Origin of the sequence: Paenibacillus sp. MAHUQ-63, assembly GCF_028765165.1 — a bacterium.
Lineage (GTDB): Bacteria > Bacillota > Bacilli > Paenibacillales > NBRC-103111 > Paenibacillus_E.
Map to the genome: position 1 here is coordinate 214,862 of NZ_JARADB010000002.1, position 11,960 is coordinate 226,821.

General features: G+C 47.1%; 14 protein-coding genes. All 14 read left to right on the plus strand.

Annotated features, from left to right (window positions below; translation table 11 throughout):
* Nucleotides 1-13 precede the first annotated feature (13 nt).
* The 14 genes from PUT07_RS09270 (at nucleotide 14) to PUT07_RS09335 (ending at nucleotide 11,951) form a co-directional block, all read left to right on the plus strand.
* Nucleotides 14-604: a CBO0543 family protein gene (locus PUT07_RS09270; protein ID WP_274467672.1), complete on the plus strand. Its 591-nt coding sequence runs from the start codon at nucleotides 14-16 to the stop codon at nucleotides 602-604.
* Nucleotides 605-781 (plus strand): hypothetical protein, encoded by a 177-nt coding sequence (locus tag PUT07_RS09275; RefSeq protein ID WP_274467673.1) that lies wholly within the window; start codon nucleotides 605-607, stop codon nucleotides 779-781. It abuts the gene before it with no gap.
* Nucleotides 778-1,632 carry an SDR family oxidoreductase gene (locus tag PUT07_RS09280; protein ID WP_274467674.1) on the plus strand — a complete coding sequence of 285 codons (855 nt, stop codon included), beginning with the start codon at nucleotides 778-780 and terminating at the stop codon, nucleotides 1,630-1,632. Before PUT07_RS09275 ends, PUT07_RS09280 begins: the two co-directional genes overlap by 4 nt.
* Before the next feature lie 52 nt (nucleotides 1,633-1,684).
* Nucleotides 1,685-2,056 carry an iron chaperone gene (locus PUT07_RS09285; protein WP_274467675.1) on the plus strand — a complete coding sequence of 124 codons (372 nt, stop codon included), beginning with the start codon at nucleotides 1,685-1,687 and terminating at the stop codon, nucleotides 2,054-2,056.
* Between the two features lie 314 nt (nucleotides 2,057-2,370).
* Nucleotides 2,371-2,598, plus strand: a complete 228-nt coding sequence (locus PUT07_RS09290) for a hypothetical protein (protein ID WP_274467676.1) — start codon at nucleotides 2,371-2,373, stop codon at nucleotides 2,596-2,598.
* Between the two features lie 530 nt (nucleotides 2,599-3,128).
* Nucleotides 3,129-4,790, plus strand: coding sequence for a sensor histidine kinase (locus PUT07_RS09295; RefSeq protein WP_274467677.1), 1,662 nt, complete (start codon nucleotides 3,129-3,131; stop codon nucleotides 4,788-4,790).
* Between the two features lie 47 nt (nucleotides 4,791-4,837).
* A complete protein-coding gene (locus PUT07_RS09300; protein WP_274467678.1) occupies nucleotides 4,838-5,458 on the plus strand; it encodes a response regulator in 621 nt (206 codons plus the stop codon).
* Between the two features lie 391 nt (nucleotides 5,459-5,849).
* Nucleotides 5,850-6,593: a YveK family protein gene (locus PUT07_RS09305; RefSeq protein ID WP_274467679.1), complete on the plus strand. Its 744-nt coding sequence runs from the start codon at nucleotides 5,850-5,852 to the stop codon at nucleotides 6,591-6,593.
* Nucleotides 6,577-7,218: a CpsD/CapB family tyrosine-protein kinase gene (locus tag PUT07_RS09310; RefSeq protein WP_274467680.1), complete on the plus strand. Its 642-nt coding sequence runs from the start codon at nucleotides 6,577-6,579 to the stop codon at nucleotides 7,216-7,218. Before PUT07_RS09305 ends, PUT07_RS09310 begins: the two co-directional genes overlap by 17 nt.
* A 31-nt stretch (nucleotides 7,219-7,249) precedes the next feature.
* A complete protein-coding gene (gene galU, locus PUT07_RS09315) occupies nucleotides 7,250-8,188 on the plus strand; it encodes a UTP--glucose-1-phosphate uridylyltransferase GalU (protein ID WP_274467681.1) in 939 nt (312 codons plus the stop codon).
* Nucleotides 8,157-8,861 carry a sugar transferase gene (locus tag PUT07_RS09320; RefSeq protein ID WP_274467682.1) on the plus strand — a complete coding sequence of 235 codons (705 nt, stop codon included), beginning with the start codon at nucleotides 8,157-8,159 and terminating at the stop codon, nucleotides 8,859-8,861. The genes galU and PUT07_RS09320 overlap by 32 nt, the downstream gene beginning before the upstream one ends.
* A gap of 23 nt (nucleotides 8,862-8,884) precedes the next feature.
* On the plus strand, nucleotides 8,885-9,820 hold the full coding sequence (locus tag PUT07_RS09325) for a glycosyltransferase (RefSeq protein WP_274467683.1): 936 nt from the start codon (nucleotides 8,885-8,887) through the stop codon (nucleotides 9,818-9,820).
* A 5-nt stretch (nucleotides 9,821-9,825) separates the two neighbouring features.
* Nucleotides 9,826-11,166 carry an O-antigen ligase family protein gene (locus tag PUT07_RS09330; RefSeq protein WP_274467684.1) on the plus strand — a complete coding sequence of 447 codons (1,341 nt, stop codon included), beginning with the start codon at nucleotides 9,826-9,828 and terminating at the stop codon, nucleotides 11,164-11,166.
* Nucleotides 11,166-11,951 carry a WecB/TagA/CpsF family glycosyltransferase gene (locus PUT07_RS09335; protein WP_274467685.1) on the plus strand — a complete coding sequence of 262 codons (786 nt, stop codon included), beginning with the start codon at nucleotides 11,166-11,168 and terminating at the stop codon, nucleotides 11,949-11,951. Before PUT07_RS09330 ends, PUT07_RS09335 begins: the two co-directional genes overlap by 1 nt.
* Nucleotides 11,952-11,960: the final 9 nt, after the last annotated feature.

The following is an 11,960-nucleotide window of genomic DNA, read 5'->3' on the forward strand; positions in this document are numbered from 1 at the left end:
GGGTGAATAGAGAATGCCAAACGAAATAGAAGAAATGAACATCCAAGAACACCGGATGGAGCTGGACTGGTGGCTGCAACATGACATCTTCTCGTTTCAGTGGTGGATTATCGTCATTGTCAATGTGCTGTTTGTCGCGCTGCTGCTCATCTTTATGGATCGAAAAAGAACACTCCTCACAGCATTGGCATTCATGACCAGCTTTGTAATTATCGGAATGATCGACCAAATCGGCAAGTTTTTCGACTTGTGGAGATATCCGCATCAGCTAGTACCATTTACCGAGAACTTAAACACTGTTGATTTTTTCGTGGTACCTTGTGTCATGGCGTATATTTATCAGAAGTTTGGGGCTTGGAAGTCCTTTCTGATCGCTGCTCTCGTGGCTTCGCTCGTCATTTCGTACGTCGGCGAACCGATCTTTGTCGCTCTTGACATGTATGAGCTGGTGAATTGGTCCTATTGGAAGTCGTTCTTCGTATTGGTGCTTATTGCGATTCTTGCTAAAGGATTCGTTGATCTGTTACAAGGTAACAGGCTGCAGTTCAATGTCGACCGGGAATTGGTCATCGATTTTCAACATAGAAAGAAGAAAATTAGATAAATGGATGCAGGGCTGCCGGCGGGCAGCTCTGTTTTTATTGTAAAGCAAGATATAGACTGCTATGTAGAAAGTTTAATTATAGTGATTAACTCACTTGTGGCCCATGAAAACAAAGACTATGTTAAATCTATAACTCAAGTAGTTGAGAAAAATGAGTTGGAGGTGATCGGTCGGTGAAGATTATTGTAACAGGAGCAACAGGTCAATTAGGAAGCAGCGTTATCCAACATCTGCTTACCAAGGTGCCGGCAAGTCAAATTATTGCGGTTGCACGAAGTCTTGATAAAGCCGCAGCCCTTGCTGGACTAGGAATTGAAATTCGTCAGGCAGATTATAATATCCCTGACTCTCTTCACGATGCGTTAAGAGAAGGAACCAAACTGCTTTTTATCTCAAGTTCGGAGAAGGATGACCCGCTGCGCGTCGTTCAACACGCCAACGTTGTCAAAGCAGCCCGAGATCTTAATTTAAGGCATATTATCTATACAAGCTTCGCTTTCGCCGAGGATAATCCATATGCTTACGTTCATCTGGCTACGGAGTATGCGATTCGCACTACGAAAATTCCGTACACGTTTTTGCGTAATGGAGGTTATATGGAATTTTTCGTCAACCCGTTACTAAAGACTTACATGAAGAACGGATCAATCCTTACAAATGCTAGTAACGGGAAAGTGAATTCGGTTAGTCGCAGCGATTTGGCTCTGGCCGCGGCACATGTGTTGACCGAGGAAGGACATGAAAATAAGGAATACACGCTCGTTTCCAACGACCCGTGGAATTTTGATGATTTGGCTAACATCCTTTCGGAAGTCACTGGTAAAAGAGTTATCCATCAGTCGGTTTCTTATGAAGAAGTGAGAAGCAAGCTTGTTCATACCGGTATGCCGGAAGCTTTTGCTGAAGCATCGGCCTTTATTTACAAGACCGTTGCAGATGGGAAGATGGAGAGAACAAGTGATGATTTGCAAAAGCTGATTGGATTTCACACACCACTGAAAGAACTTGTCCTTAAAGCTTTGCAATAAAAAATAGGGTGTGGTCATATAAGCTTCATATTTCTTGTAGGAGGAAACAACAATGGAAGTTTTCGCAGAATACTTGGCGCGTATCGATAATCCGCAGCATCGGACCAGAACGGAAGAGATTTTGACATGGGTATCTGAGAAATTTCCAACGTTAATGCCCAAAATTGCCTGGAATCAGCCGATGTTTACCGACCACGGCACATTCATTATCGGCTTTAGCGTAGCCAAACAACATGTGGCTGTCGCGCCGGAGAAGGCGGGCATGATTCATTGTTCGGCCGACATCGTACAAGCAGGCTATACGTACACCAAGGAGTTGGTGCGTATCCGGTGGGATCAACCGGTTGATTTCTCATTGCTTGAGAAAATGATCCGGTTTAATATTGCGGATAAAGCCGACTGTTCCACCTTTTGGCGGAAATAAACGGTATGCATAAAGCGAGCGGATAACCCTGATGCTGCAGCATGGGGTTATCCTTTTTTATGTACGCTGACTAACCTGCCAATATCTAAATTTCAATTTCTCATCTCTCCTTAATGGGTAATACTGGAATCATTAACCATTTTTATCCACATACTTGGACGCATGAAAAAGGAAAAAGTTTCTAAATATCATGATTTGTATTCATTAATTCCCAAAAGTAATTCCTGACGGACGATGGCTTAAGCCATAAAGCGCGAAGCGGAGCCGAATTACTATGTTAGCATCGAAATGAATCTAACTTGGGAGTGTAGGCTATGGAAGGTGAAATTAATTTGGCTTTGGAAAAAATCGAGCAGCTGAATACGAGAAGCCAAAGAGCGATGATGGAGTTAATACGCAAAAGTTTGAAAATGAACGATGACGAGTTTAATAAAGAGCTGTTGTTAGCCTATGCACATCAGAACCCGGTACATATTCTGGAGATTGCCATCGCCCTGAAATATGAAGAGATTATTAAAGCTTTGCCGGAGCAGTACGGTTAGAAGGGCATCCGGATGTCTTATTCCTCATAGGCTTAACAGTTCGCAACCGTCAGGGGCATCCTGACGGTTTTTGGCATGGAATTGCTTCATCTGCAGCCATGTTATCGGGCTCATATATTTTCTCATGGTGTTCCATGCATGTCATTAGGTTGAGAGGAGCTTTCTTGTAATCCTAAACGAGTAGGAGGCAAAAAAGGTTGCAGGGGAGGGAAGCGGAAGCTAATTTTTTTTCTTTTCAAATTTTCATAGGAATTTTATGGTTCTTAAGAATGATTTTCAATATGGTCTATCTAATCCCTTGTACAATTTTTTGGTGCATTTGGCTAGGACTAAGTAATCAAAAGACATAGACCGTAATTCCTGTCATTCGATATTTTACCTAATTAAGAGACACAAAACTACAAATGAAACGAACTGTATAGTCATATAGTGCACTTTTGACTGTAAGAATTTAACTGCTATGATTATGGTAAACTTGGGTATTGTTGAAGAGACCACATACAAATTTCGGTTAAAGGATGAATGCACAGATGGTAAAGATGTTCTCAGGTGAGAGTCGTGTCTTTTACCTGTACAGGTTTATTTCGCTTGCTGCAACTTCGTTCGTGTACGCCATCGAAGATCGCGGCCCACCGTTAGGTACCAAGTTCGGCATCATTCTGATGCTTTTCATCTTTGCTGTATGGGTGACGAACAGGTATATCCAGAGCGGCAAAGCCTCTCGCACAATTCAAATAACCGTAGGCTTGGAAATGGCAGGGATGATCGTCCTCCATCTTCTAAGCGGCGGTATGGACAGCCCGTTCCTGTGGTGCGTATTCAACCCAGTCTGGATGGCTGCCAGCCATATATCCTCTGCCATCTGCTGGTTGATGATGCTGAGCTACTTCGCATTCATGACCGCATATTCCTACTTTGTCACCAATGACCAAATGCATGCCTTAGACACGATGTTACTGAACGATCATCGGATGTATCTTGCACTATTGTTAATGACGCTTATCGTTCAGCTAGTCGCCAATGTCATCAACAGGTTGGAGGCGGCGAACACGCGGACGACAGAAACCATGGAACATATGAAATCGCTGTTTCAGATCGTGGAAGCGGCAACGCATAGCGATTCCGAGTATTTGAAGATTGTGTTTGCCGAATTCGCGTTGAAATTGACCAAGGTTAAAATGTCCTTCTTTTGGGATGCCGGCGGGAGCCAGCGGCACAACCGCCTAATCACGCAAGGTGTCACGCCCATAGTTACCGGTTCTTCTCTATCTGAGGTACTTGACTTGCACGAGATCAAGCTCAGACAGCTCGATGGCTGTTCAGGGATAAGTCTGGCGGAATATGGTGATTTCCTTGTCATTCCCGTTAAGTCGCCTACCCGGTTATGGGGAGTGATGGGGGTTACCATGGAGCAGTCCGGCTGGGGCAAGGACAAGGATGGGCATGGCGAACAGCTGAGCTTTCTATCTGAGCTATGTTCCGTCATTTTGGAGCGGCACGAGCTGGAGCGGATGGAACATCAAATGATGATTACCGAGGAACAGAATCGAATTGCCGATGAGATGCATGACAATGTTTCGCCGTACATGTTCGGAATCGTCTATGCCGTGCATTCGCTGAGCCGCAAATGGAAAGACATTACCAAGGACCAGATCAAGGAACAGCTGCAAATTATCCAAGAGTCTTCCGTAGCGGCCTCTCAGGAGCTTCGCTCCACGATTTATAGTCTGAGTACCCGGAAAAATGGGTCCGATGACTGGATGGCAACGGTCCGCTCTCACCTGGACAGCATGTCCAAACTGCACGCCGTAGAAGTGAAACTGCAAGTGACAGGAGACGCTCAATGTCTGCGCGTCCAATATCAGAAGGCGTTGTACCGAATCATTTCGGAATCCGCCGGCAATGCCATTCGACATGGACGAAGCACACTCATCCAGGTAGATCTCAGCATTAAGCCGGAGGAGGCGGAGCTTGCCATATCGGATAACGGAGTTGGCTTCAATGTGAGAGAACGGCTGTCAGAGCACAGTGCAGTCGGACTAGGTATCCATAACATGCAGCTGCAAGTTCAATCATTAGGCGGAAAGATCCGTATTCAGAGTACGGAAGGAAAAGGCACGCATATTCAATTGTCCCTCCCATTTCAACCACAGGAAGATAAGGCATACAGCGAGCTTGAGATGATGGGCTAACAAGATCAAGCAGGCTATTCCCATTCTAACGAAAGCAGGTGGAACCTTTGAAAGTTGTTATCGTAGATGATCATCCGTTGGTACGTAAAGGATTGTCAGCTGTGCTAAGGCTTGAAGCAAACATCGAAATTTCTGGTGAATCGGAAACGGTGGAGCACGCATTGGAGTTAATCGAGCAAACGAAACCGGATTTGGCTATAGTGGATCTGAAGCTGGGCAATCGCTCCGGTCTTGAAGTGGTTGAGAATATTAAAGATAAAGCATGCCGAAGCATCATTCTGACTTCATCGACGTCGGAGCAGGATGTGCGAAGAGCGGAAGCAGTAGGTGCGGACGGATATGTGCTCAAAGAAGCGCTGCCGGAAGAACTGCTCTTGGCTATTAAGTTGATTTTCAAAGGGAAGAAGTATTACGATCCGGGTCTCATGGAGATGTTGTTCAAGAAAGAGGAGGAAGACAACTTGAGCAAGCTAACACCGAAGGAGCGGGAAGTGTTAATCGGGCTCGGAGAGGGATTGTCCAATCAAGGCATGGCCAAGAAGCTAATGGTTACGGAATTTACGGTCAAGAAGCACGTCAGTCAAATTCTGAACAAGCTGAGCGTCAACGATCGTACACAAGCGGCTTTATTAGCGCAATCCAAAGGGTTGGTCAGCGGCTTTCAGTAAGCCGTTCCGACCCCCTCTGGTACCAAAGTATACCATCGCTTTATTACATATAGCCGCAGGTAGATACACCAAATATACCCCAAAAATTATAATATCGGGTAATATCATAATTCTGGGAATTCATTTAGTATTTGACTATAACCAAATAAAAGACAAAAAGCGGCATTCTTCATTCCTTTTCTGATGGTAGAGTGCTCAATTGGCTTGTATGCCAGGCTAACGCCATCGAATTGAGATTGCAGAATGCTCTGATTAAAGGAGTGATTGAATGTCGTTTCGATAGGTGGGGAGGAAACAAATAAAACGCTTTCATTACAAACATCTTAACTGAAAATTGTGACAAAAGCAAGACAATTTCTTGAGTGCGAACTATTATTTTCGGGAGGGTGCCATGGAGAAATCTATCCTAGATTACTTTGTGCTCATTCGCAAAAAAATGTGGATGATTGCGCTGTTCGTTCTTCTCTCGTGTCTGACCACCTTCTACGTCAGCAAAACTTTTGTTGAGCCTGTTTACAAGGCGAACACACAAGTATTGGTAAGCAGCACGTTTAAGAGTGAAGAAACGATTGATTTGAATGATGTGTCAATGAACGTGAATTTAGTTGAAAGCTATAAAGAAATTATCAAGTCGGATCAGATCGTTCGGAAGCTTCTGCAGAGTCATCCGGAATTCGGCATGACGCAGAAGGAGCTGCTGAAGAATCTGAAGGTGACCTCTACGGATAAAACGCAAATTATCAAAATCGAGCTCGAAGATCACAGCTACGAGAAAGCGGTGGCGGTGACCAAAGCTCTCGCCGACACATTTATCAGCGAAGTGCCGGCGTTGATGAATATGAACAATGTGAAAATACTTTCCAGTTCGGATACGGCTGTTAAGCCTTTGCCGGCGAATTCGAGCATCGTAATCAATTTGGCGCTCAGTTTTATTATCTCGGCGATGGCAGCCATTGGCGTATTCTTCTTTTTCGAAAATATCAACGATACGATCCGTTCTGAGAAAGAGGCCGAGCTTGTTGTGGGGCTGCCGGTTCTTGCTTCGATCGGGACGATCAAAAAGGGCGGCGTAACCAGAGCTTCGAGGGCGCGTGGCAGAGAGGTAGGGGAACAAACCTATGTTACAGCTAAGTAATATGCTTGCGGCTGAATTGAATCCTCTGTCGCCGGTATCCGAGTCTTATCGCTCCTTGAGGACGGCGGTGCGCTTCAAGAAGGTAGTGCCGGCCGATCAAGGGATGGGCATGGTGCTGATGGTGGCATCTCCCAAGGGGCAAGAAGGCAAGACGACGACGCTTGCCAATCTGGCGGTGACTTATGCGCAGGAAGGCAAGTCGGTTGTGATCTTGGACTGTAATTTGCGCCAGCCGGCGCTGCATAGTTTATTCGGCATGAATAATACCAAAGGTCTGCTCCATTTCCTTCAAAAGGGGCTTGACTTGGACGATGTCATCACACCGACGGGGATCATCGGACTCGATCTTATCGTGGCTGGCGGCCAACCGGTAAACCCATCGGAATTAGCGGGCTCCGCCCAGATGACGGACCTGATGAACCAACTGAAGCGGCGGTATGAAGTCATTCTCATCGACTCGCCGGCAACGCTTGATTACACAGACGCCAGCTTGCTTGCCGAGTACAGCGACGGCGTACTGCTGGTGGCCAAGAATGGTAAAACAAAGCGGGAATGGGCGAAACAAGCGAGAATCCAGCTCGAGCAGTCCGGAGCCCGGATGCTGGGCATGGTTTTCCAACAATAATTGAATACGTACTTCCAGGAGGATGAGAAGGATGAAAATGGTGAAGAAAGCAATTATTCCGGCTGCGGGCTTAGGAACGAGATTTCTTCCTGCAACGAAAGCGATGCCTAAAGAGATGCTCCCCATCATCAACAAGCCGACTATTCAATACATCGTGGAAGAAGCCATAGAGTCCGGCATCGAAGATATTATTATTGTGACTGGTAAAGGGAAGAGAGCGATCGAGGATCACTTCGACAATGCTTTCGAGCTTGAGAGCAAGCTGCTGGAAACCGGGAAGCTGGAGCTCTTGAAGGAAGTGCAGCGGTCGGCCAAAGTAGAAATCCATTATATTCGTCAGAAAGAACCCAAAGGATTGGGGCATGCCGTCTGGTGCGCAAGAAGGTTCATCGGGAATGAACCGTTCGCCGTGCTGCTCGGTGACGATATTGTCGCAGGGAAGGTTCCTTGCTTGAAACAGCTGATTCAACAGTTTGAATTATCAGAAAATTCAGTTATCGGTGTGCAGAAAGTGCTGCCGGAGCTTACGAATCGTTACGGTATCATTGACCCGGGCGAACAGAATAACCGCCTATACCAAGTGAAGGACTTTGTCGAGAAGCCGGCATTAGGTACGGCCCCATCCAATCTTGCCATTATGGGGAGATATGTGTTCACGCCCAAAATCTTTGAATTTCTGGAGCTCCAGGAGAAAGGCGCCGGCGGCGAGATTCAACTGACGGATGCGATTCAGAAGCTTAACCAAATTGAGCGTGTCCTTGCCTACCAATTTGATGGCGTTCGCTACGATGTCGGTGAGCGGCTCGGTTATATTCTTACAACGATGGCTTTCGCATTAGAGAGTAAAGATCTTCGGCTGGATGTGTTGGAAGCCATGGCTTCGCTGCTGATTAAGGAGCAATATGCACCTGTATTGAAGCACTTGGGAGGTGAAGATTATGAGCTTGCGCGAACTGCCGGAGGAATATGAGTACGTAGGAACAAGATCTGGCTACTATTCTTCCGCCGCCACGAGATTACAGGAACGGAAGCGGATAACCGCCTATTCCTTCATGAAGCGCGTGATGGATATTGTCCTCTCTCTGGCAGGTCTAATCTGCTTGATGCCGTTATTTGCGGTAGTGGCCATTATGATCAAGTTGGAAGATCCCAAAGGCTCCGTCTTCTTCAAACAAAATCGGGTCGGCAAGCATGAAACCTTGTTTCCCATGTATAAATTTCGCTCGATGGTAGCTAACGCGGAAGAGTTGAAGCAGCAATTAATGAGCCAGAATGAAGTCGAAGGCGCCATGTTCAAAATGAAAAACGATCCTCGCGTAACACGGATCGGCAGAGTGCTGCGCAAAACGAGCATCGACGAGCTGCCGCAATTGTGGAATGTGCTTCTCGGCGATATGAGCTTGGTCGGACCTAGACCGGCTTTGCCAAGCGAAGTTAGCGAGTACACATCGTATGACAAGAAGCGTTTGGCGGTAACGCCAGGCTGCACGGGATTATGGCAAGTGAGCGGACGAAGCAATCTCAGCTTCGAGCAAATGGTCGAGCTGGATTTGACTTATATCCGCGAGCGGAGCATTCTTTTTGATTTGAAAATCATGACGAAGACCGTTACGGTCCTTCTCGGCTCCAAAGACGCCTTTTAGACAAATAGGAAAGGAGTACCGCTATGGTGCATATTCAGCCGGAACCAAGGGTATCGATTGTCATCTGTACCTATAATCGCGCGGATTTGCTTCGGATCACGTTGGATGCGCTGCCTGCCTTGGCTGCAAGAGATTTGGCCGAGATTTTGATTGTGGATAACAATTCCACCGATCATACGAGCGATATCTCCATGTCGTTCGTGGAGCGGCATGCCGGTGTTATGCGCGTTCGGTATATTTTCGAACCGGCCCAAGGCTTATCGGCTGCGCGCAATAGGGGGATTCGAGAGGCTAAAGGCGATATTGTCGCCTATCTCGATGACGATGCGGTTCCTTGTCTGGAGTGGATTCGCACGATTGTGGACACCTTCGATCAAAGGCAGGATGTTCATGCCATCGGCGGCATCATTCGTCCGAGGTTCGAAGGCGGGAGGCCGCCGTGGTTGATTCAAGCGTTAGAACTTCCCTATACGATTGTAGATCGGGGAGAAGCCGTACATGAATTTCCGGTAAACAAACATCCTTTCGGTGCGAACATGGCCGTACGCAAGTCGTTTCATGAGGCCTATGTATTTCCGACAGATCTAGGAAGGAAGGGAACGCTGCTGTTGTCCGGTGAGGAGTCATGGCTTTTCGAGCAGATGAAGAAGGAAAAGAAGACGATTCTGTATCAGCCCGCCATGGTTGTCGATCACTTCATTCCCGCTAGCCGGTTAACGAAGGAATGGATCCTGCAGCGTTACTATTATCAAGGCGTGACGAACGGTTCCATGCGTCAAGGTTGGTTGGGGCAGCTCAGCTTGCTCGGGAACGTTGCTTGCCGGATGCTCTATATCGCTGCAAGTGCTTTATTAGCACATACGGAAGGAAGTAAATTACTGCTTGCATGCCGCATGCAAAGTATTAAGGGGACACTAGCCACGATGCGTCATCGTGTGAAAGTGCGATTGACAGGGTGAAAATCATGATGCCGGATCGTTCCCTGCAGCTTCGGAAACCGTGGTATTACGCTGCGGTCTACGTGCTGCTTGCAGTGATGATGGGCATTGCAGCTGCCTATCAGCCTGTCATCAGCTTCTTGGGAGTAGGCTTGCTTGTGTTATGTTTGTATGCCGTCTACCAACCGGAGAAGATGAGTTATCTTGTCCTGCTCTCAACCGCCATATCTGTGAATTACATTGTGGAAGCGAATGTCCCCGGGTTGGAGATCCTTTCGCTCTACAAGCTTGGGATTCTCATACTGCTGGTTCCCGGCCTATTGCAGAACGGGCTTCGATGGAAGTTCGCCTCTCCGATTGTGGCGATTGCCTGCATGCTGTTCCTAACGCTCTTTTTCTCGGAATGGCATCCACGGCTGACACTTTCGATCACGTTGAAAGCATTCATCGGACTTACGCTTCCCTTCTTTTTTCTCATGATCAAATGGAAAGAAGCAACGGCGCAAAAGCACATCCGAATCATCTGCCTGCTTCCGATTGTCAGTGTGGCGACCGGGGCTATTCTTCAGTTGGCCCATCTGTATCCGTTTCTCAATGTGGAGTTCACGGGAGCGATTCGGGTGCAAGGGGCGAATATTGCCCCCCATTTGGCGATGCTGGCTTTTCTAGGCATTACCATTGCTTTAATGGAAACCAAGCGTAATCCGCTGACCGCCAAATTTTATTACGGTACGCTTGCGGCGAACTTCGCCATTCTCATCGCGACGGGCACCAGAGGACCTATACTCGCCATGCTGGCCATGGCCGCCTACTATTTCTTCGATATGGTCCGGGACTATATCAAGGGCAAGCTTATCTTATTGATTCCGCTGCTCTGTTCCTTGGTACTGATTGGCGGGGCCGTCTATGTGCAGTGGGATAATATGACCAAACGTTCATTCGAACGCCAAACGGGCACAGGCATCGACCTATCGGGAAGGACGGAAGCATGGAGTTATTTCTTAAAAGGAGTGCAAGATTACCCGCTCACGGGCAGAGGGCTCGGTGCGGTTACTGTAGCGAATGACGGGAGCTTGTATGCCGGCTTCGTGGTCCCGCATAACGAATACATACGCTTCTATTATGATTCCGGATATATCGGTTGTATCCTGTTGTTCCTGTCTTTGCTCGTTTTATTTCGAATGATTCACCGCATTATACCGCAGAGAATCAAGGTTTATTACGGAGCCTTCATCCTGGCGTTCTTCCTGTACTCCTTGTCGGATAACACGTTGTCCACCGTTCAATTCATCATTCCGTTCTGCTGGTATTTGAATTGTTTATATATTCTGTCGACGACAAATTCGAAAAAAGAAGAAGTGATCTGATGAGTAGAGTGACTATGTTCGATGTTCATTTTGACAATTATGATTTTCTGGACTTATTAGCCTACATGGATGAGGTCATTCGCCAGAATCAACATTCTTACATTTTAACCTGCAATGTCGATCATTTAGTGAAGCTCAGAAAAGATGCCGAGTTTCAGAAAGTATATTCGGATGCGGGGGCGATTGTGGCGGATGGCATGCCCATTATTTGGGCTTCGAGGATGCTGCGTAAACCGCTGAAACAGAAGGTATCCGGCTCCGATTTGTTCGCCAAATTAGGCAAAGCTTTCGCCGATCGGCAATATAGGCTTTTCTTCTTAGGCTCAGCCGTCGGCATCCCGGAGCAGGCTGTCAAAAATCTGAAGCTCGTATTTCCCAATCTGAATATCGTCGGCTGCTATTCTCCTTCCTATGGCTTCGAGAACAAAAAAGAGGAGAATGAACACATTGTGCAAATGCTGATCGATACGCAGCCGGATATCGTGTTCGTCGGCGTAGGTGCGCCAAAGCAAGAAAAGTGGATCTATCAAAACTATTTGCAGTATAAAGTGCCGATATCGATCGGCGTCGGCGCCACGTTCGATTTCATCTCGGGTACGGTCAAGCGGGCTCCGCATATCATGCAGAAGACAGGCTTCGAATGGTTTTGGCGGCTGGCGCAAGAACCTAGAAGGCTCTGGAAGCGTTACTTGGTTCAAGATGCGATGTTTGCGGTCCTGCTATGGCAAGAGATTGTCAAGCAGTTCAAGCTGAAACGGGAGGGGACGGGAATCAATAGTGGATGATTTCGGCAA